General features: G+C 53.8%; 17 protein-coding genes. 11 read left to right on the top strand and 6 right to left on the bottom strand.

The features are described from left to right. Positions 1–2 precede the first annotated feature (2 nt). The 3 genes from urtB to MIM_RS11585 all read right to left on the bottom strand — a co-directional run bounded on the left by urtB (position 3) and on the right by MIM_RS11585 (position 3,969). Complete coding sequence (gene urtB, locus MIM_RS11595; protein WP_025372921.1) at positions 3–1,649, bottom strand: urea ABC transporter permease subunit UrtB; 1,647 nt, start codon at positions 1,647–1,649, stop codon at positions 3–5. Positions 1,650–1,716: 67 nt separating this feature from the next. Then, positions 1,717–2,994, bottom strand: a complete 1,278-nt coding sequence (urtA, locus tag MIM_RS11590) for an urea ABC transporter substrate-binding protein (protein WP_025372920.1) — start codon at positions 2,992–2,994, stop codon at positions 1,717–1,719. A 489-nt stretch (positions 2,995–3,483) separates the two neighbouring features. After that, positions 3,484–3,969, bottom strand: coding sequence for a hypothetical protein (locus MIM_RS11585; RefSeq protein WP_025372919.1), 486 nt, complete (start codon positions 3,967–3,969; stop codon positions 3,484–3,486). Between the two features lie 259 nt (positions 3,970–4,228). Here MIM_RS11585 and tig point away from each other — a divergent pair, with 259 nt between their 5' ends. The 5 genes from tig to ltrA all read left to right on the top strand — a co-directional run bounded on the left by tig (position 4,229) and on the right by ltrA (position 12,130). After that, positions 4,229–5,539, top strand: a complete 1,311-nt coding sequence (gene tig, locus MIM_RS11580) for a trigger factor (RefSeq protein WP_025372918.1) — start codon at positions 4,229–4,231, stop codon at positions 5,537–5,539. Next, complete coding sequence (clpP, locus tag MIM_RS11575; RefSeq protein ID WP_025372917.1) at positions 5,539–6,195, top strand: ATP-dependent Clp endopeptidase proteolytic subunit ClpP; 657 nt, start codon at positions 5,539–5,541, stop codon at positions 6,193–6,195. The genes tig and clpP overlap by 1 nt, the downstream gene beginning before the upstream one ends. An 89-nt stretch (positions 6,196–6,284) precedes the next feature. Then, the gene (clpX, locus tag MIM_RS11570) at positions 6,285–7,592 is read left to right on the top strand and encodes an ATP-dependent Clp protease ATP-binding subunit ClpX (RefSeq protein WP_025372916.1); all 1,308 of its coding nucleotides are present in this window, start codon (positions 6,285–6,287) and stop codon (positions 7,590–7,592) included. Between the two features lie 191 nt (positions 7,593–7,783). Further along, positions 7,784–10,252 carry an endopeptidase La gene (lon, locus tag MIM_RS11565; RefSeq protein WP_025372915.1) on the top strand — a complete coding sequence of 823 codons (2,469 nt, stop codon included), beginning with the start codon at positions 7,784–7,786 and terminating at the stop codon, positions 10,250–10,252. Between the two features lie 507 nt (positions 10,253–10,759). Next, entirely contained in the window at positions 10,760–12,130 is a 1,371-nt protein-coding gene (gene ltrA, locus MIM_RS11555; RefSeq protein ID WP_025371806.1) for a group II intron reverse transcriptase/maturase, read from the top strand. A 213-nt stretch (positions 12,131–12,343) separates the two neighbouring features. On the opposite strand, the gene MIM_RS11550 is transcribed toward ltrA, so the two are convergent. Together MIM_RS11550 and MIM_RS11545 are read right to left on the bottom strand one after the other, a co-directional pair. Then, positions 12,344–13,171: a hypothetical protein gene (locus MIM_RS11550; RefSeq protein ID WP_025372914.1), complete on the bottom strand. Its 828-nt coding sequence runs from the start codon at positions 13,169–13,171 to the stop codon at positions 12,344–12,346. 109 nt (positions 13,172–13,280) lie between these two features. Continuing rightward, positions 13,281–13,823 carry an OmpA family protein gene (locus tag MIM_RS11545; RefSeq protein WP_025372913.1) on the bottom strand — a complete coding sequence of 181 codons (543 nt, stop codon included), beginning with the start codon at positions 13,821–13,823 and terminating at the stop codon, positions 13,281–13,283. Positions 13,824–14,228: 405 nt separating this feature from the next. Here MIM_RS11545 and thrS point away from each other — a divergent pair, with 405 nt between their 5' ends. The 6 genes from thrS to ptsP all read left to right on the top strand — a co-directional run bounded on the left by thrS (position 14,229) and on the right by ptsP (position 20,311). Then, positions 14,229–16,163 carry a threonine--tRNA ligase gene (thrS, locus tag MIM_RS11540; protein WP_025372912.1) on the top strand — a complete coding sequence of 645 codons (1,935 nt, stop codon included), beginning with the start codon at positions 14,229–14,231 and terminating at the stop codon, positions 16,161–16,163. Further along, a complete protein-coding gene (gene infC, locus MIM_RS11535) occupies positions 16,150–16,737 on the top strand; it encodes a translation initiation factor IF-3 (RefSeq protein ID WP_222836953.1) in 588 nt (195 codons plus the stop codon). The genes thrS and infC overlap by 14 nt, the downstream gene beginning before the upstream one ends. A 49-nt stretch (positions 16,738–16,786) precedes the next feature. Next, positions 16,787–17,746 (top strand): glutathione synthase, encoded by a 960-nt coding sequence (gene gshB / locus MIM_RS11530; RefSeq protein ID WP_025372910.1) that lies wholly within the window; start codon positions 16,787–16,789, stop codon positions 17,744–17,746. After that, the gene (locus MIM_RS11525) at positions 17,743–18,171 is read left to right on the top strand and encodes a PTS sugar transporter subunit IIA (RefSeq protein ID WP_144084638.1); all 429 of its coding nucleotides are present in this window, start codon (positions 17,743–17,745) and stop codon (positions 18,169–18,171) included. The genes gshB and MIM_RS11525 overlap by 4 nt, the downstream gene beginning before the upstream one ends. A gap of 25 nt (positions 18,172–18,196) precedes the next feature. Further along, positions 18,197–18,466, top strand: coding sequence for an HPr family phosphocarrier protein (locus MIM_RS11520; RefSeq protein ID WP_025372908.1), 270 nt, complete (start codon positions 18,197–18,199; stop codon positions 18,464–18,466). 87 nt (positions 18,467–18,553) lie between these two features. Next, positions 18,554–20,311 carry a phosphoenolpyruvate--protein phosphotransferase gene (ptsP, locus tag MIM_RS11515; RefSeq protein ID WP_025372907.1) on the top strand — a complete coding sequence of 586 codons (1,758 nt, stop codon included), beginning with the start codon at positions 18,554–18,556 and terminating at the stop codon, positions 20,309–20,311. Between the two features lie 247 nt (positions 20,312–20,558). On the opposite strand, the gene MIM_RS11510 is transcribed toward ptsP, so the two are convergent. Next, positions 20,559–21,785, bottom strand: coding sequence for an ammonium transporter (locus MIM_RS11510; RefSeq protein WP_025372906.1), 1,227 nt, complete (start codon positions 21,783–21,785; stop codon positions 20,559–20,561). Positions 21,786–21,791 lie beyond the last annotated feature (6 nt).

Genomic DNA, 21,791 nt, shown 5'->3' with positions numbered 1-21,791 from the left:
CGTTAAGCCTCCACCGCGCTGCGGCCTTTCTGGGCAAACAGGCCCTGGGGACGTTTTTGAATAAAGGCGACAATCAGCAGCAGGATGACAATCTTCACCAGCACCGGCCCAAGCAAAGGCTCCCCGAGCTTGCTTAGCACGCCCAGGCCGAAAGCGCCCAGTACGGTGCCGATAAGCTGGCCGACACCACCGAGCACGACAGCCATAAATGAGTCGATTACATAGGCCTGGCCCAGATCTGGTCCCACATTGCCGATCTGTGATAATGCAACACCGCCCAGGCCGGCGATACCTGTTCCCAGCGCGAAGGCACTGGCATCAACTTTGCGGGTCCGGATGCCTACGCAAGCAGCCATCGTGCGATTCTGGGTACATGCCCGGATAAACAATCCCAGTCGTGTGCGATTCAGGACCAGATACAGGCAAATCACAACTGCAATTGAGAACGCGAGAATAATGAGTCGGTTGTAAGGCACCACGAAAGCCGGCAGCCACGCTGCAAGCGGCGCAAAGGAACCACTCATCCAGCCGGGGTTGGTCACGTCTACATTTTGTGCGCCAAAGATCAGTCGTACAGTCTGCATCATCAGCAGGCTCACGCCGAAGGTGGCCAGCAGGCTTTCCAGCGGCCGCCCATACAGATGACGAATAATCAGCCATTCGATCACGATGCCCACCGCTGCGGCCGTCAGAAACGCAACGGGCAGGGCGGCAAGCAGGTAGTAGTCAAACCACTGGGGCATCCACGTCTGAAAGGCGCGTTGCGTTAAATAGGTGGCGTAGGCACCAAGCATGAGAAATTCGCCATGCGCCATATTGATAACACCGATCAGGCCGTAGATCACCGCCAGTCCCAGTGCCGCCAGCACCAGGACACTACCCAGGCTCAGGCCTGTGAAGGCATTGTTGGCAAGCGCCGAATTGCGTGCCCGTGCATCAATTTGCGATAGCGACTCAGTGGCAGCGACGGAGAGCGCATTTGCGGGATCATTGTCTTCGGAAATAATGTTGTTTAATACGGTGCGTGCATAAGACAGATTCACCGATGCCAGCAATTGCACGGCCGGCAGTCGCTGTTCGGGCGTCGCCTTGCTATCGGCAGCCACTGCAAAGGCATGCAGGGTATCGAGTTTTTGTTTCAGTGCTGTATCGGTTTCTGTCTTGATGGCCTGTTCCAGTTGCTGCGCCGACAGGCTGTCCGGGCGACTCAACATGTTATCAATGGCCATGCGGCGGGTAGCTTTATCCTCGGCAAACAGACTCATTGAAGCCAGTGCATTCTGGATCACGCGACGCAGCGCATTGTTCAGTACGGGTTGACGAGTGGGACCCGTGGGGGCCGCCACGGCATCGCCCGTTAAGGGGTCGGTGTACCCCTGATCGGACTTGATCACGACCCGACCATCGGGAAGGCCCAATAAGGTGCCTTGCGACAGGCTTTGCAGCAGCGGCTGCGCAATGGCAGGATCGGCATTCACCAGTTTTTCAATGGCTTCTTTGCGCTCCCCATAGGCGCCGGAAATAAGCGGACTCAAATCTGCAGGTGTTAACGGGCCCGCATGGGCCGGAGCGACAGACAGAAGCAGAACGCCGGCTATCAGGGCCAGTTGCGCAATCCAGTCCTTAACGAGGGAAGGGGTAATTCTCATGCGTATCTTTCCATTTTTTTGCTGCAGATTGCATGACCGGCCCGTTGGGCACGGTCGTTCCACGCATTTATTTCACTTCATCCGGCTTTTTTTCGTTGCCGGCAATAAACGGACTCCACGGCTGTGCACGCACTGGCTTTTCGGTATGCCAGACAATGTCAAACTGGCCATCAGGGCGGATTTCACCCACCATGACCGGTTTGTATAAATGATGATTGCTGCCCATTTCCATCTCAAAGCCGTCCGGGGCGGCCACTTTCTGCCCAATCATGGCGGCGCGTACCGCGTCAACGTCTGTTTTGCCGGCTTTTTCAACAGCGGCTTTCCACATTTTCAATCCCACGACAGTGGCTTCCATCGGATCGTTGGTCAGCGGCTTGTCTGCACCCGGCAGCTTGTTTGCTGCCGCGTAATCAGCCCATTGCTTTTTGAAGGCGGCATTCACCGGATTGTCCAGAGACATAAAGTAATTCCAGGCTGCCAGATGACCGACCAGAGGCTTGGTGTCAATGCCACGCAGTTCCTCTTCGCCAACGGAGAAGGCGACGACAGGCGTATCAATTGCCTTGATGCCGGCGTTGCCGAGCTCTTTATAGAATGGCACATTGGAGTCGCCGTTGATGGTGGAGATCACTGCCGCTTTGCCGCCGGCAGAGAAACGCTTGATATCATTTACGATGGTCTGATAATCGCTGTGCCCGAAAGGTGTGTACACCTCTTGTATGTCACTGTCCGCGACGCCTTTGCTATGCAGGAAGCCACGCAGAATTTTGTTGGTGGTGCGTGGGTATACATAGTCTGTGCCAAGCAGGAAGAAACGCGTGTAGCCACCGCCTTCTTCACTCATCAAATACTCAACAGCGGGAATGGCCTGCTGGTTGGGCGCCGCGCCGGTATAGAAGATATTGCGCGACATCTCTTCGCCTTCATACTGTACCGGGTAGAACAACAGGCCGTTCAGCTCTTCAAAAACCGGCAGCACCGACTTGCGCGAGACCGATGTCCAGCAACCGAAGACCGCAGCTACTTTTTCCTGACTGAGCAGTTCACGCGCTTTTTCTGCGAACAGCGGCCAGTTAGAAGCGGGGTCAACAACTACAGCCTCTACCTTGCGGCCAAGAATACCGCCTTCTTTATTGATCGCGTCGATTTCCATCAGCGCGACGTTTTTCAGTACTGTTTCAGAAATGGCCATCGTGCCGGACAACGAATGCAGGATGCCAACTTTGATGGGTGGTTTGGATGGATCAATCTGACCCTGGGCCCAACTGCTGTTGAGCGCGCCAGAGCCAAATGCTAAAGCAAGACTGCACACCATGGTTTTAAGAACATTGCGACGTTTCATTTATCAGCTCCGGAATGAATAAAGGCAAATTGCATTTGTGAGTAAGCGATAGGGCTTAAGCAATAGTTGTGCCAATATGCGCAGGCCGTGGTATAGCAGTGCACACAAGCCGGTTGGCGGCAACGGGCATGGCAGATTGCGCGTCCCGGTGTGGATCACGGCGGGCAGGCACATTCACGGAGCATGGTGGAGAATAAAAAGGTGCAGGGGCGGCGGTTTGTTCAGGGTGCTGCCTGAACCTGGTTTGTAAATTGTCTATATTGGTGCGTGAAAAACCAAAGAAGGACGCAAATGCATGATATCGGTGCGTTGGTGCATCGACATGGGATGTCATGAAAGATGGTTCAGTGGCCACATGCCGTGCAAGGGCAGGACCGCCAATGAAAAAGGTTCACGGTGGAAACCAGACCGTGAACCTTCATGTATATAGCTGGGATTGTGTGCCTGAGTCGTTTGTTAACCGCTCAGGGTATTAACAGGCCAGGCGGATTATTTCCGCGATTTGCCGAGTTTGAACAGCAGGTAATCGAACACAAAACCAGAGAATGCTGCGATGGTCGCGACCGCAGCCCAGTGGGTATCGGCCAGCACGCTTTGAAAGGTGAAGACGTAGGCTGCCGTACCAAAAATCATGCCGAATACTGCGCGGATGACCAGATAGGCCCAGTTTTCATCGTCCAGCTTGCAATTGCGATCGGCACGGGAAAAGCGCAGGTGTTCGTGGTCCAGAAAGCAGGTTGCCACTGACAGCATGGAGCCGATAGCGCCAAAAAACATGGCAGAAAAACTGACTGACCAGGTAATGAGCGCCGTGAATAGGCCGAAAATAATCAGGCCAATGACAAATCCGCCGTTGCTGAACAATGACTTGCCGGGAGGCTTGCCAGCCGGGGTATCGCTATGGGTGGCCTGCGCGGGCTCGGACACAGGGGGGGCTTGACGGTCACTGTCAGGCGCTTGAATTGGGTCGGACATCGTAAACTCCTTCGATATACTGAAATAACACACCAAATGCAACGGATGCAGCTGCACTCGTTTTACCAAGGCTTACTAAATTACACCAGTTTGGTTTCTCATTCGGATAAACGGGTATCGGGCTAAATTAAAATATACCAAAAAAGCGGCCTACATGGCGTCCATAATTTTTTCAAACGCTGGCCGCAAAGCATGTTTTTTGGTTTTTTGGGTAGAATACGAGGTTATTCTTAAATTATTTCATAAGTAAGGTCCACGAATGCAGCCAACGGTTGAAACTCTAGAAGGTCTGGAACGTAAGGTTAATCTGGTTATTTCCATTGACGACGTCGAAAAAGAAGTCAAAACCCAACTCGCTCGCGTTGCCCGCACTGCCAAAGTGCAGGGTTTTCGTCCCGGGAAAGCACCGATTTCTGTCATTGAACGCAGCCACGGTCCCGGCGTTCGTTACGACGTGATCAATCAGAAAGTAGGTCAGTTGTTTGACGAAGCCATTCGTGAAGCCAAACTGCGCGTTGCCGGCGCGCCGTCGATCGAACCGGCAGAAGACAATTCTGCAGAAGGTCAGTTAAGCTTTGCTGCAAAATTTGAAGTTTATCCGGAAGTCTCCGTTCCCGATCTGTCTGCCCTGGAAGTCACGCGTTTCAATGCGGAAGTAGGCGAGCAGGAAGTAAATAACACCATCGATATTCTGCGCAAGCAACGCGCCACATTCACCGCCGATGCAGAACGCGCTGCGGCTAAAGACGATCGTGTTACGGTTGATTTTGTCGGCAAGATCGACGGTGTAGAGTTCGAGGGTGGCAAGGCTGAAGACTTCCCGTTCCAGCTGGGCCAGGGCCGTATGCTGCCCGAGTTCGAAGAGGCTGCCAGTGGTCTGAAAGCAGGCGAAGAAAAAACATTCTCACTGACATTCCCTGAAGACTATCCTGGTAAGGATGTAGCCGGCAAAACCGCTGAATTTACGATTACAGTAAAAGAAGTAGCCGTGCCCGTACTGCCTGAAGTGGATAGCGAATTTGCCAAGTCACTGGGTCAGCCTGAAGGCGACACAGAGAAACTACTGTCTGAAGTGCGCAGCAATATCGAGCGCGAAGTAAAAAACCGCACGCAAGCCCGCACAAAAAACAGTGTCATGGACGCGCTGGCCAAATCCGCCAGCTTCGACGTACCTACATCTCTGGTCGATAACGATGTGCAGGCACGTATTGCGGCTGCCCGTGAAGATCTGAAGCAGCGCGGTATGCCCAATGCCGATACAATGGATATTCCTGCCGATGCGTTCAAATCCGATTCAGAGCGCCGGGTGCGTCTGGGCCTGCTGGTAGCCGAACTGGTTGACAGCGCCAAGCTGCAGGTTACACCGGAGCAGGTGCGTGCACGTATTGAAGAGTTTGCACAGAACTACGAAAAACCTGAACAGGTTGTTACGTACTATCTGACTGACCGTGAGCGTCGTGCAGAAATTGAATCTGTGGTACTTGAAGATAACGTTGTTGACCATATCTTGTCAAAAGCCAAGGTTACTGAAGAAAAAGTGCCTTTTGAAGAATTAATGGGAACTGTATGATGAATCGTTTTACCGACTTTTACGCGTCTGTCCACGGAGACGACTCAGTGCGCCCCTCCGCACTGGGCTATATTCCAATGGTTATTGAACAATCCGGGCGCGGAGAGCGGTCTTACGACATATACTCGCGCCTGCTCAAGGAGCGGGTTGTCTTTCTGGTCGGGCAGGTAAACGACCAGACAGCCAACCTTATCGTGGCACAAATGTTGTTCCTTGAATCGGAAAATCCGGACAAGGATATTTCCCTGTATATCAATTCGCCAGGCGGCGGCGTTTATGCCGGGCTGGGCATTTATGACACCATGCAGTTCATCAAACCCGACGTATCTACGATGTGTACCGGTTTTGCTGCCAGCATGGGTGCTTTCCTGCTCAGCTCAGGTGCCAAGGGCAAACGCTTCAGTCTGCCCAATTCGCGCATCATGATTCACCAGCCACTGGGTGGTGCGCAGGGCCAGGCTACTGATATTGAAATTCAGGCCAAGGAAATTCTGAGCCTGCGCGAGCGGCTCAATCAGATTCTTGCGAAAAATACTGGTCAGCCTATTGAACGGATCCGCGAGCATACCGAGCGTGATAATTATATGGCGCCCGAAGATGCCCAGACTTACGGATTAATTGACAAAGTTCTGGCTACGCGGGCAGACGTTGCATAGTATTTGATATACTGTTTTCAAAGGTTTCGTGCAGGTCGACCTTTTAACGAGGGTCGACCTGTTTTTATCAGATTACTCAAATTACAGATATGGCAGATAAACCAAGTTCTACCGACGGCAAAAACCTGCATTGCTCGTTCTGCAACAAGCATCAGAACGAGGTCAAGAAGCTGATCTCGGGTCCTGGAAATATATTCATTTGTGATGAATGTATCGAGCTGTGCAACGAAATCATTCATGACAGTGCTCAGGATGAAGCGCGTGAAGCCATCAAGACCGAATTGCCTTCACCTGCCGAAATCAAGTCTTTTCTTGATCAATATGTCATTGGCCAGGATCAGCCCAAACGCAACCTGGCGGTCGCCGTGTACAACCATTACAAACGTATACGTCACAGTGACCTGAACAAGAAAGACGATATTGAACTTGCCAAAAGCAATATTTTGCTGATCGGACCCACCGGATCGGGCAAAACGCTTCTTGCCCAGACGCTGGCCCGTATGCTGGATGTACCGTTTGTCATGGCAGACGCAACCACCCTGACCGAAGCCGGCTATGTGGGTGAAGACGTTGAAAACATCGTGCAAAAGCTGCTGCAAAATTGCAATTACGATGTGGACAAGGCACAGCGCGCCATTGTTTATATTGACGAAATCGACAAAATTTCACGCAAGTCCGATAATCCCTCCATTACACGCGACGTATCGGGCGAGGGCGTGCAGCAGGCTTTGCTCAAGCTGATCGAAGGTACAGTTGCGTCGGTGCCCCCGCAGGGCGGACGCAAGCACCCGAATCAGGATTTTGTACAAGTCGATACCACCAACATTCTGTTTATCGTCGGTGGCGCATTCGATGGTCTGGATAAAGTCATTCGCAATCGTACCGAGAAATCCGGCATTGGCTTTGGTGCTTCGGTACAGGGTAAATCCGCCAGAGGCGTGGGCGAAGTCTTTTCTGAAGTCGAACCTGAAGACATTATCAAGTTCGGTCTGATTCCTGAGCTGGTAGGCCGCCTGCCGGTTGTAGCGACACTGGAAGAACTGGATGAAGCCGCGCTGGTAACGATTCTGACCGAACCGAAGAATGCGCTGGTCAAACAGTATCAAAAGCTGTTTGCCATGGAAGATGTGGAGCTGGAAGTCCGTCCGGCCGCATTGTCAGCCATTGCTCACCGGGCCCTGAAACGCAAAACCGGTGCGCGTGGCCTGCGTTCCATTATCGAGGCATCGCTGATGGACACCATGTTCGATTTGCCGTCTCAGAGCAACGTCGTGAAAGTGGTGCTGGACGAATCTGCTATTGAAGGATCCGGTTCCCCGATGCTGGTTTTTGCTGAAGACAAAGAAAGCACGGCAACGGAAACCAAAGAGAAAAAGCTCAAAGATGCTGCTGCCTGACGGGGTCAGGTTAGCCTGGACAGGCCGTGCCTGAATGCGTGCAGAGGGATTTGTTTCCCTCTGCAGCAATCACAGCGCGACTTGCATAAAAACCGCCGGTATTTAATCCAGGCGACCTTGAAATTGCCCCCAGAGGCTCCATCTACAGCATAATTACTGTAGAAGTACAACGTTTTTCAAGGAATCAGCTTATGTCAGCGAGTCAGATTTTGCCGGCAGAATCAACACAATTGCCATTGTTGCCCCTGCGCGACGTGGTCGTGTTCCCACATATGGTCATTCCGCTATTCGTCGGCAGGCACCGCTCCATTCGTGCGCTGGAGCTGGCGATGGAAAGTGACAAGCAGATTATGCTTGTTGCACAAAAATCCGCCAGCAAGGACGAGCCCGGTCCCGATGATATGTACGAAATCGGCTGCGTAGCGTCTATTTTGCAAATGCTCAAACTGCCTGACGGTACGGTCAAAGTGCTGGTTGAAGGGCAGCAGCGCGCGCGCGTAGAAAGCATTATCGAAACCGAGTCGCATTTTTCAGCGCAGATTCTGCCGATTGAACAGAGCGATACGCGCAACTCGGAAGTCGAGGCTCTGCGTCGCACCATCATTGCCCAGTTCGACCAGTACGTCAAACTGAACAAGAAAATTCCGCCTGAAATCCTCAGTTCCCTTAATGGTATTGAAGAAGTCAGTCGTCTTGCCGATACGATCTCCTCCCATTTGCCGCTCAAGCTCGAACAGAAACAGAAACTGCTCGAGGAGCTGGACGCGTCAGGTCGTCTGGAAGCCTTGCTGGCCCAGATCGAAACTGAAATCGATATTCTCCAGGTCGAAAAGCGCATTCGCGGCCGTGTTAAGAAACAAATGGAGAAAAGCCAGCGCGATTACTATCTGAACGAGCAGGTCAAAGCGATTCAGAAAGAACTGGGCGAAGGCGAAGAGGGCGCGGATATTGAAGAGCTCGAAAAGAAAATCGAAGCGGCGCAACTGCCCAAGGAAGCCCGCAAGAAGGTCGACAGTGAGCTTAAGAAGCTCAAACTGATGTCGCCCATGTCTGCCGAGGCGACCGTGGTCCGCAACTATATCGACACGGTCATCGGCCTGCCATGGAAGAAAAAAAGCCGGATCAACAATTCGCTGATCAACGCGCAGAAAGTGCTGGATAACGATCACTATGGCCTGGAAAAGGTCAAGGAACGTATCCTTGAGTATCTGGCTGTGCAACAGCGCGTGGATAAGGTCAAGGCGCCTATTCTGTGCCTGGTCGGGCCTCCAGGGGTGGGTAAAACCTCGCTGGGGCAATCCATTGCACGGGCAACCAATCGTAAGTTCACGCGCATGGCGCTGGGCGGCGTGCGTGATGAAGCTGAAATTCGTGGTCACCGGCGCACGTATATCGGTGCATTGCCAGGCAAAATTCTGCAGAACATGAATCGCGTGGCGGTACGGAACCCCTTGTTCCTGCTTGACGAAATCGACAAGCTGGGCATGGATTTCCGTGGCGATCCGGCTTCCGCGTTACTCGAGGTGCTTGATCCCGAGCAAAACCACACGTTCCAGGATCATTACGTTGAGGTTGACTACGATTTGTCCGATGTGATGTTCGTGGCTACCAGCAATACACTGAATATCCCACCAGCATTGCTGGACCGGATGGAAGTGATTCGCCTGTCGGGTTACACCGAAGACGAAAAAGTGCATATTGCCATGGACCACTTGCTGCCCAAGCTCATGAAGAACAATGGCGTGCGTGATGGCGAATTGGTAGTCGAAGAGTCTGCGTTGCGCGATATCGTGCGCTATTACACCCGGGAAGCCGGGGTGCGGGCATTGGAGCGCGAAGTCAGCAAAATTTGTCGCAAAGTCATCAAGGAACTGCTGAGCAATACCACCGCGGCAGCCAAGCCGGCCGGCAAAGGCAAAGCGGCTGCGGCTGAAGCGATTCACGTGACGGCCGACAACCTGAGTCACTATCTGGGCGTGCGCAAGTACTCTTTCGGTATGGCTGAAAAAGACAATCAGGTTGGTCAGGTAACAGGGCTGGCCTGGACCGAAGTGGGTGGCGATTTGCTGACCATTGAGGTGGCTGTGGTTTCCGGTAAGGGCAATATTCAGCACACCGGGCTGCTGGGCGATGTGATGAAAGAGTCCATGCAGGCCGCACGCACCGTGGTGCGTTCAAGAGCACATGCACTGGGCTTTGCCGATAGTATCTTCGAGAAAAAGGATATCCACATCCACGTTCCTGAAGGTGCAACACCTAAAGACGGTCCGTCTGCCGGTATTGCCATTACGACGGCATTGGTTTCAGCGCTATCGGGTATCCCGGTAAGGGCAGATGTAGCCATGACAGGGGAAATTACCCTGCGAGGCGAGGTCCTGGCGATTGGTGGTCTGAAAGAAAAGCTGCTGGCCGCTCACCGGGGTGGAATTAAAACCGTGCTGATCCCTGAAGAGAACGTCAAGGATCTGACGGAAATTCCCGATAATGTGAAAAACCACCTGGAAATCATTCCGGTAAAATGGATTGATCGGGTGCTGGAAGTTGCATTGGAACGACCGCTTACGCCATTGTCGGAGGCGGAAATCGCCAAACTGGCAGAAGAGGCAGCCGTTGCAGCGGCCAAGCCGGCAGTGGATACGGTTAAATCGGTAAAACACTGATCATACCCACTGATAAACTGTTTCCCTGGCTGAGCGGCTTTGTTCAGCAAGGGAAACGGCACAGAAGCAAAAAGCCCGGTGATGTACCGGGCTTTCTATATTGTACGCCCAGCATGGGCGTACTCCTGCGGGTGCGAGTCCCGCCGCGAGTTGGTCACAACGAGCGAAGTGAAGCGCAACTGCGTGAGGGTGACCGAGCGTGGGAAGGAAGCGTGAAGCGTAAATCGCGAGCCGATGGACAAGAACTGCATAGAAGGCGCTGCCAAGCAGGGCGAGCGGGCCATAAACCGCAAAGCTCTCGTGACCAAGGCGAAGTGGCGTAGATGCAGCGGTTGTGCGATGAAGGAGTGCGTTCTTATCTGGGGAAGCCTCGCCTTGATCCTGAAAGGGTAACGGTGTCGAACCGGAGCGAGGACTCAGCAGAGGTCATAGTAGTCGTGGTAGCCGAATCGGGGAGGTTCGGAGTCGAAGCGACGAAGGACCGAACGAGAAGGAGTATTACTCGACATGTCGATACAACTTGTAGTGCCTCAGATGACTGCCCCAGCGGAGCGGACGGGTGTAGTTGGCGGTGAAGCCGCCGGTGATCCTGTCAGCGAGGAAACAAGGAGTCCGCGATATGGCAATGAGGATACGGGGTCAGCGCTGCTGCAAGCGGCGCTGACAAGAGAGAACCTGCAAGCCGCGTTCAAGCGGGTGCGAGCCAATAAAGGAGCAGCCGGGGTGGATGGTCTGGACATTGATCAGACTGCCCACCACCTGGTGAGCGCCTGGCCTGCCATCCGGGAGGCGTTGCTGACAGGTAAGTACCGGCCCAGCCCGGTACGACGGGTAATGATACCCAAGCCTGACGGTAGCCAGCGCGAGCTGGGTATTCCGACGGTAACGGATCGCCTGATCCAGCAAGCACTACTGCAAGTGCTGCAACCCATCCTTGACCCCACCTTCAGCGAACACAGCTACGGCTTCAGACCGGGCAGGCGGGCGCATGATGCGGTGCTTGCCGCTCAGTCGTATGTGCAGTCCGGCCGCCGTATCGTGGTGGACGTGGATCTGGAGAAGTTCTTCGACCGGGTCAACCACGACATCCTGATTAATCGCTTACAGAAACGCATTGCTGATGCCGGCGTGATCCGGCTGATCCGTGCGTATCTGAATAGCGGCATTATGGATAGCGGTGTGGTGATCGAGCGGCACGAGGGCACGCCGCAAGGCGGACCGCTCTCGCCGTTGCTGGCCAACGTGATGCTCGATGAGGTGGACAAGGAGCTGGAACGCAGGGGTCATTGCTTCGTTCGCTACGCTGACGATTGCAACGTCTACGTTCGCAGTCGCCGTGCCGGTGAACGGGTAATGAACCTGCTGCGACAGTTATACGCTAGACTACGCCTGAAGGTCAATGAAACCAAAAGCGCGGTTGCCAGTGTATTTACGGGTCGCAAATTCCTGGGTTACAGCTTCTGGATGGCCCCCAAGGGCGTGGTCAAGCGCCGAGTGGCGACCAAGGCCGTGATGGCGTTCAAGCAACGCGTGCGACAATTGACGCGCCGCTTGGGCGGACGCAGTATGCAGGATGTGGTGGACAGGTTGCGTGCCTACATGCTGGGTTGGAAGGGCTACTTCCGGCTGGCGCAATCCCAAAAACTCTGGCAAACACTGGAGGAATGGATACGTCACCGGTTACGGGCAATCCAGCTCAAACAGTGGAAACGCGGTAAAACGATGTTCCGTGAGCTACGCACTCTAGGTGCTAGTGTGACAGTAGCACACCGCGTGGCGGCCAACAGCCGTCGCTGGTGGCGCAACAGTGGCAAGCTGCTCAATAGTGTGCTGACGATCGCGTGGTTCGATAACCTGGGTCTGCCTCGTCTCTCATGACCTCAACTTCTCGAACCGCCCGGTGCGGACCCGCATGCCGGGTGGTGTGGCAGGGGTGCAGTCTGATGACTGCCCCCTATGCCGATTCTGAGGTTTCTGGGTGACGTTGTTGGCCAGGCCGGGCTGATTAAACGGGTTTTGTATGCAGGTGGCAGTTGTCTGCTTTCCTTGTTTGACGGGCAGTGCCGAAACGTAGACATTGCCGCTGACAAATCAGAATCCCAGATCCCGGCGCAACTGTTCTTTCTGATTGCGCAATTGCTGAAGGCGTTGCTGCTCGTCGCTATTGACGCTTGGTGCGTTATCAGAGGCGCCTGGTGCTACGGGTGCCGGAAAGTTCGAGACCGGGGCAGGGAAACTATCGGAAATACTGCCATCGTCTGCACCCGAATCCGTGGCGTTATACATGTCCTGGTCGGTTGTATTTGGTGGTGCCGTACCTTCTGCCCGTGGCGGTGCAGTGGGCACTGGCGGAATAACGGCGCGCAGATCCGGGTTGCTGCGTATTGCCGGCTTGGCTGAATTGGAGAAGTCCGTTGAGGGAGTCGCGCCGGACGAATTGGCTGCGCCTGCTGTGTTGGCGGGTGCACCTGGCTGACTTGTGCTGTTCCGGGTCGTTCTTGGGCTTGTGTCTGATTCGGGGCTGGTAGCGGCTGGTGCTGTCTGTTGGGCTGTGCCGGTACCGGAACCCGAACTGGGACCGGTGCCGGTGGAATCGCCGTTGGTCGTGCTGGCTGTGCCGCTGCTGTTTTGCGTTGCGCTGCTGCTGGCCGGATCATTCGTCTGGTTGTAAGCAGCCTCTGCCTGCTGCTGAGTCTGTGCTGCGGGCGGTGTGTCGCCGGCGGCAGTGGGTTGTGCAGGCTGGGTTGCATTGGGCGTTGCAGTTTCGATCTGTCCGCTGACGCTGCTGGTGCCGCCATCGTCTGCGGAGCGATTGACAGGGCTGCGTGTGAACGCGTCGTAGACGGAAGCACCAATGAAGACGAATACAATGACCGCGACAACGGCCAGGATCAGATTGTAGATAAAGGACTTTGACATAAATTTGGCGTTATCAGTTTCAGGCCGGGCAGAATGCCTGCCGCTCCAATTCGGTTACCGTCAGCTTGCGGCTACAGCATAAGTATATCGTGGCTGGCCAGGGTGCGAATCAATTGAACAGACTTTTGCCGAAATTGGAAATATCGTCGAAAAACCGTTCTATGGTGCTCACATTCATGTCTGCCGTGCTGGCCCCCAGAATGATGATCTTGGATTGCTGAGCCGCGCCGCCGACTGGCTGCATGGTTCCGGGCGTGGGTGCTGCAGAGGAGCCGGTCACATATGCCAGGCGGGAGCGATCAATGCCGCGGGTGGTGAGCGCCTTCATGATAGACAGGGCGCGTACTTCCTGTAACTCCTGGTTGTATTCAGCTGAACCGGTATTGTCCGATACGCTGTCTACCAGTGCCTTGCGTTCCGGGCGGTCGCGCAGCAGCTGGCTGACGCGATCGAAGAACGGGGCCGATTCCGGCTGCAGTGTGGCTGAGCCTGGCAAAAACAGGTTGCTGTCTTTTGATGCGATTGCCACGCCCCGCGGATCCTGGCTTATTTCCAGTCCGCTGCGGTCGTTGCCGCCCAGTGAGGCGCAGGCGGTAAGCAGCATGAAGGCAAGCAAAGCAAATGCGTTGCGCAACCAGCGTAATTGAGGCATAGGTACTCCGGATAGTGAAATCTGGCCACAAGCCTAGCATGGCTCAGGCGAAAAAGGGTGAAGATTAATATACTGCAACAGGTCATTTTCAATGAAACCGGCCATCATTGCACCGTCAGCCGGGCGACAGTTGTGCTTTTAAGGGTACGATATCTCTTGATTTTTTGCGAATTGTAGCCATTTATTGGCTATAGGCTCGGGGCTGGTGTAAAATCACGAGGTATTTTACGAAATGGTGAGACTGTTTTGATGATGTCCGACGCTTCACGAACCCAGAGCCTGACAACCACCGATACGTGTATCGGTCTACCAGCGCGCTCGTGATTCTTGCCAAACGTAATTTTTAAAAGAACAGCGAACGCGACTTGTGAAGTCGCGTTTTTTTATTCAACTCAAGGCAACAGCATGTTTCAAATTACTTTACCCGATGGTTCCAAGCGTGAATTTTCCCAACCGATTCAGGTAGGAGAGATTGCGACGACTATCGCGCCCAGCCTGGGTAAGGCGGCGCTGGCTGGTAAGGTGACAATCAATGGGAACGAGCCGCAACTGGTGGATACCTCCTTTGTGATCGACCAGGATGCCGACCTTGCCATTGTGACGGCCAAAGACGCAGACGGTCTGGATATTATCCGTCATTCGACCGCTCACTTGCTGGCCTATGCTGTCAAATCCCTGTTTCCTGATGCGCAGGTCACCATTGGTCCGGTTATTGACAATGGCTTTTATTACGACTTTTCCTACAAACGTCCGTTCACGCCCGAAGATCTGGAAAAAATCGAGAAAAAGATGGCTGAGCTGGCCAGGAAAGACGAAAAAGTGGTTCGGGAAGAGTGGGCACGCGACGATGCGGTGGCCTTTTTCAAGGCGCAGGGCGAAGCCTATAAAGCCGAAATCATTGCTTCAATCCCGCAGGATCAGAAAATATCTCTGTACCGGGAAGGGGACTTTGTCGACCTCTGTCGTGGCCCGCATGTGCCCTCTACCGGCAAGCTCCGGGTATTCAAGCTGATGAAAGTCGCCGGCGCCTACTGGCGCGGTGACAGCAAGAACGAAATGCTGCAGCGTGTTTATGGCACCGCCTGGGCAACCAAGGATGAGCAGGCCGCATACCTGACTATGCTGGAGGAAGCAGAAAAACGTGACCACCGCAAGCTGGGTCGGGAACTGGATCTGTTCCACTTTCAGGACGAGGCGCCGGGGCTGATTTTCTGGCACCCCAAAGGCTGGCAGATCTGGCAACAGGTCGAGCAGTATATGCGCGACGTGTACCGAGATAACGGCTATCAGGAAGTGAAAGCGCCGCAAATTCTGGACCTGAGCCTGTGGAAAAAAACCGGCCACTGGGACAATTACAAAGAGAATATGTTCACAACAGAGTCCGAGAACCGCATTTATGGGCTCAAGCCCATGAACTGCCCCGGACACGTGCAAATTTATAATGCCGGGTTGCATTCCTACAGGGAATTGCCGATTCGCTATGGGGAGTTCGGCCAGTGTCATCGCAATGAGCCCTCCGGTTCCCTGCATGGCATGATGCGGGTGCGTGGCTTTACCCAGGACGACGGACATATTTTCTGTACCGAAGACCAATTGCTGGCCGAGTGTGCCCAATTCACAACACTGTTGCAAAAAGTGTACAAGGATTTTGGCTTTACTGAAGTCCTCTACAAAGTGGCTACCCGCCCTGAAAAGCGTATCGGCGAAGATGCGGTTTGGGACAAGGCAGAGCATGCCCTGATGGAAAGTCTGCGCAGCTCCGGGTGTGAGTTTGAAATCTCGCCGGGAGAGGGCGCGTTTTACGGTCCCAAAGTGGAATATACGCTTAAGGACGCCATCGGCCGTCACTGGCAATGCGGCACCATCCAGGTCGATTTCTCAATGCCTGTGCGGCTTGGCGCGGAGTATGTCGATGCTCACGATCAGCGCAAAACCCCGGTCATGTTGCATCGTGCCATTCTGGGCTCGCTGGAGCGCTTCATTGGTATGCTCATCGAGAACCATGCCGGTGCCATGCCTCCCTGGCTGGCTCCCGAGCAGGTGGTGGTGTGCACCATATCCGAATCCTTCTCGGATTACGCCACCGAAGTGGTCGACACATTGAAAAAACACGGTTTCCGTGCTTCATCTGATTTGCGCGGTGAAAAAATCACCCGTAAAATCAGGGAAAACAGTATGCAGAAGGTTCCTTACATTCTGGTTGTTGGCGAAAAAGAGCGTGACAGCGGTGCTGTCGCGGTTCGTGCCCGCGGTAACCTGGATCTGGGAACCATGTCTGTAGACGCATTTATAGAACGCCTGCGTCATGACGTTGCTACACGTCAGGATGTCTCGGCGTAGTTTATTCATTTCAGGAGATCTTAACATCGCAACCGAAAAAACCAATCGTATCAACGCCGAAATCCGTATTCCGGAAATCCGACTGATCGGCGTAGACGGCGAACAACTGGGTATTGTTAAAACAGTAGAAGCCTTGCGTCTGGCTGAGCAGGAAGGCGTTGATTTAGTTGAAATCGCGCCGAACGCGGAACCGCCCGTATGCCGTATCATGGATTACGGCAAGTTCAAGTATCAGGAACAAAAGCGTCAGCAGGAAGCCAAGGCCAAACAGAAAATTATTCAGGTTAAGGAAGTTAAATTCCGCCCGGCGACCGATGAAGGCGACTATCAGGTTAAGCTGCGTAACCTGAAGCGTTTTATTGAGGATGGCGATAAGGCCAAGGTAACCCTGCGCTTCCGTGGACGTGAAATGGCACACCAGGAACTGGGTATGCGTGTTCTGGAACGGGTTCGTGACGATATGGCAGAGCTGGTGCAGGTTGAAGCCATGCCCAAGCTGGAAGGCCGGCAGATGGTTATGGTCCTGGCGCCTAAGCGCAAGGCTGTTACTACCGGCAAAGCCGACGATAAATAACACGCGGACTGCCAATACGCTTCCGTCGTCAATGTGGGATGTAAATCAGATGCATGTACTTTTTATTATTGATCCGCTGCCTTTGCTGAAGGCATATAAGGACAGTTCGGTAGCGATGATGCGGGCCTTGCATAAACGTGGCCATGTTATCAGCGTTGCGCTCCAGTCTGACCTGTATGTTGAGCTGGGTCGGGTAAAAGTACGTGCGCAGCCTATCCAGCTGGATATGGAGGCGGATTTGCATGCCCACAGCTGGTGGACGCAGGAAGAGAATGCGGTCGAAACCGAAGTGAACCATTTCGATGCGGTGCTGATGCGTAAGGATCCACCGTTCGATATGGAGTATCTGTATTCCACGCATTTGCTGGAGACGGCGCAAAGGCAGGGGGCACGGGTATTCAATTCGGGCAGTGCCATACGCAATCATCCCGAGAAATTGGCAATTACCGAGTTTGCTGAATTTACCGCACCCACGCTTATTACCAGCACCATGTCCCGTCTGAAGGCGTTTCATGCATTGCATGGCGATATCATCGTCAAGCCGCTGGACGGCATGGGCGGTACCGGTATTTTCCGAATCACGGAAAACGACCCGAATGTGAATGCCATTCTGGAAACCCTGACGGTAGATCAGACGCAAACCATCATGGCCCAAAAGTATATTCCTGAAATCGTGCAGGGCGACAAGCGTATTCTGCTGATTGACGGAACGCCTGTTCCTTATGCGCTGGCCCGTATACCGCTGGCCGGCGAAACCCGGGGTAATCTGGCCGCTGGCGGGCGTGGTGTCGCTCGCAAGCTTTCCGAGCACGATTTTGCCATCGCCAACCGGATTGGTCCTATACTGAGGGAACGTGGGCTGTTGCTGGTTGGCCTGGACGTGATCGGAGACTATGTCACCGAAATCAACGTAACCAGCCCGACCTGCTTTGTTGAAATTACAGAACAGACAGATTTTGATGTTGCTGACCATTTTGCTGCTGCGCTCGAAAAAGCTGCCGCAGTTTGAAGGTACAAAAAATGACCACCCTTGCACTAATAGCGCATACGCCCCTGGCTTCGGCTTTGTCCGAATGTGCTCAGCATGTTTTGGGAGAAATAGATAATTACGTATTTTTCGACATCGAGCCTGATGTCGATCCTGAATCGAAAGCGGATGAACTGATCGATAAATTGAAGGCGATGCTCGGTCCGGACCAGCAAGTGCTGATTTTATCGGATCTGGGCGGCGCGACACCGGCCAATATTGGCGCTCGTGTGGTGCGCCAGTTGCAGGATGCCGGGGTCAGGGCCCATATTCTTTCGGGCACTAATGCCTGTATGTTGCTCAATGCGGTTCGATATCGGGATCAGCCGATGGAGCAGCTATGTCAATCCATTTTTGAGGGGGGCAAGAAAGGCATGAAATGTGTCGACCTGGCTCCTAACGATTAACCCTTCTGATAAAGACCGCGCTCATATGCCTTCAGTTGATATAGTAATAAGTAATAAATTAGGGCTGCATGCCCGCGCTGCCGCCAAGCTTACCCAGCTGGCCAGCAAGTTCAAAAGCGAAATCTTTATCACCCGTGCCTCCCAGCGGGTTAATGCCAAAAGCATCATGGGCGTCATGATGCTGGCTGCTGGCAAAGGTATTACCGTCAACATTGAAGCCGAAGGCGATGATGCTGATCAGTCGCTTGAGCAGATTCAGGCGCTGTTTGAAAATAAGTTCGGCGAACCCGAATAAGCACAGGCTACCGGCCATTCCGGCAATGAGTAGCTGTAGCACCTAAAAACAGGCACTTAAAAAGTGCAAGGGACAAGACCATACGCGATGACAAATACCGAGCACACACCAATAAAACCCAGTACTGTTTTTACCCTTCAGGGAAAAGGTGTTGTGCGCGGATTTGCAATAGGTCGCGCGGTGGTGATGGGCGCAGCGACGCTGGAAGTGAGCCATTACCGCATTGCATCTGAAGATGTGCCGGCTGAATGTGCCCGGCTGGATCATGCGCTGAAGATTGTCTACGACATGCTTCAGCACACGATAGACACACTGCCTGCCGATGCACCAAAGGAACTGGTTCCGCTACTCACGGTTCACAGTCTGCTGGTGTCTGACCCGGAACTGGCTGCACAAACCAAGGAATTAATAGCAACCCGTCAATATAACGCCGAGTGGGCGCTGAGCACCCAGGGTCAGATTGTGGCCGAGCAGTTTGCGGTCATGGATGACGACTATATCCGTGAGCGCGTTGCCGATGTTCATCAGGTCATCGAACGGGTGATCCGCATTCTGGCCGGATCAGGTGAGTTTATGCTGCCTGATATGTCAAGCGAAATGGACATCAACTCGCTGATTGTGGTTGCTCATGATATTTCTCCGGGAGACATGCTGAAGTTGCGTGGCGGACGGTTTGCAGCCTTTGTGACCGATCTGGGCGGCCCAACATCGCATACGGCCATCGTCGCACGCAGCATGAATGTGCCCGCTGTTGTTGGTCTGGGCAATGTGCGCAGTCTTGTACATGATCGGGATATGCTGATTGTGGATGGCGAGAACGGGTTGGTGTACGTTAATCCGACACCGGAGATTCTGGATTTCTATCAGCGTAAGCAGGAAGCCTTTATTCAGGAACGGGCAGAGCTGATTCTGTCCAAGGACGAGCCTGCCATTACGCTGGATGGTAAACGCGTTCGTCTGGAAGCGAATATCGAACTGCCGCATGAAGTGTCCCAGGCGCTGGATATGGGCGCCGATGGAATCGGGCTGTTTCGCAGTGAGTTTCTGTTTATGGGTCGGCAAATTTTGCCAAGCGAAGAAGAGCAGTTCGAGGCCTATGCGCATGTGTTGCGTGCCATGCCCGATAAGCCTGTGACCATTCGCACCCTGGATCTGGGGTCAGACAAAACCCTGGATGGCGAGGCAACAGTAGCGGTCAATCCGGCGCTGGGCCTGCGTGCGGTGCGTTATTGCCTGTCGCGTCCGGACCTTTTTGCAACCCAGTTGCGTGCGCTGTTGCGCGCGTCGGTGTATGGCCGCCTCAGAATTCTGATTCCCATGTTATCGCATATGCACGAGCTGCTGGCTGTACGCGATGCGCTTGAGTCGGCAAAAAAAGAGCTGGATGCGGCCGGCATGCCCTATAGCGACAATATTGAACTGGGGGCCATGGTTGAAATTCCGGCCATTGCCATTGCGATCGAACCGTTTCTTAAAGCGCTGGATTTTGTTTCCATTGGTACCAATGACCTGATTCAGTACACCCTGGCGATAGATCGCGTTGATAATGAGGTGTCTGATCTGTATGATCCTTTGCACCCCGCTGTGTTGCGGTTAATTTCGCAGACCATCCAGGCGGGCGAACGCGTGGGCAAGTGCGTGGCCATATGCGGTGAAATGGCTGGCGACGCGCGCTATACCAAACTGCTGCTGGGTCTGGGTCTGAATGAATTTTCCATGCACCCGCAGCAATTGCTGGATGTTAAAAAACTGGTCAGAACCTCGCACACCAATGCCTTGCGCACCAAGATCGCATCTGCGCTCAATCGTGCCGAGTCGATCGATTTGAACAGCCTCGGTATTTGACAGGCCGGTGCTGGCCGCTCCTGCATATCGTAAGTCCATAGCGCATGTCTATATCGCGTGTCCATAGCGCATCTCCATAGCGCATGTCCGCATTGCCTGCTCCGGTAAATAAATCGAACAGCATATTGTCGTTGCGCCTGTAATCATTCAGGTATCGTTTTTCAACAATACACGGCGCCATTGATGCAAAGAAAAAGGACACCGTCGTGTCCTTTTTCAAATTGCTCAGTAGGGATCATCCGTTAATTCAGTTGTGATAGCCCTGTTCGCCGTGAGAGCTGATATCCAGACCCTGGCGTTCTTCGTCTTTATCGACACGCAAGCCACCAGTAACCAGACCTGCTATCTTGAGCGCGATGAAGCTGACAACGGCACTCCAGATAATCGCAATGACAATACCTTCGATCTGATTGAACAGTTGTCCGGGAATCATACCGGCTGAATCCAGGCCGGGACCGCCCATTGCTTTAGCGTTGAAGAAGCCAGTCAGGATACCACCAACGATACCGCCGACACCGTGTACACCAAAAACGTCCAGTGAATCATCAGCTTTAAGCAGGCGTTTCAGGCCGTTTACACCCCAGACGCAGAACAGGCTGGTAATGGCGCCGATGATCAGCGCGCCCATCGGATCGACCAGGCCGGCAGCAGGTGTGATACCGACCAGACCGGCAACGGCACCAGAGGCACCACCCAGCAGGGAAGGCTGACCCTTGAATTTCCACTCAACCAGCACCCACACGACAATGGCGGCCGCAGTAGCAAGCAGGGTGTTGAATACTGCCAGCGCGGCCTGGTTGTTGGCGCCCAGCGATGAGCCGCCGTTGAAACCGAACCAGCCTACCCACAGCATGGCCGCACCGATCATGGTCATCGGCAGGTTATGCGGCTGCATGGCTTCCTTGCCATAACCGATGCGTGGTCCGACGACATAGGCAGCGACGAGTGCGGCTACACCGGCGTTGATATGAACCACGGTACCGCCCGCAAAATCCAGTGCGTCACCAAACAGCAGACCTTTCTCGGCCCAGATCATGTGAGCAATGGGGATGTAGGAAAAGGTGAACCAGATAGCCATGAAAATAAGTACGGCAGAGAACTTGATGCGCTCGGCAAAGCCACCCACAATCAGGGCGCAGGTAATACCGGCGAAGGTGGCCTGAAAGGCAACAAAAGTCAGTTCGGGGATGGTGCCAGACAACGCATAGGTGTCGGTTGGCAGGTCAAGTACGCCCGAAAGAAAAGCCTTGGACAGATCGCCAAAGAGCGCATTTCCGCCGGAGAAGGCGAGAGAATAGCCGTAGACAAACCACAGAATGGCGATCAGGGCGAAGGTAACCAGAACCTGGCTCATGAGCGAGAGAATGTTCTTGCTGCGAACCAGACCACCGTAAAACATGGCAAGACCAGGGACAACCATAAACAGTACGAGAATGGTGGACACGCTTACCCAGACTAAATCGGCGCTTTGCATTTTAAT

Source organism: Advenella mimigardefordensis DPN7, from assembly GCF_000521505.1.
GTDB classification, from domain to species: Bacteria; Pseudomonadota; Gammaproteobacteria; order Burkholderiales; family Burkholderiaceae_B; genus Advenella; species Advenella mimigardefordensis.
The sequence above is the reverse complement of the archived record's forward strand: the minus strand, read 5'-3'. Positions and strand labels throughout refer to the sequence as shown.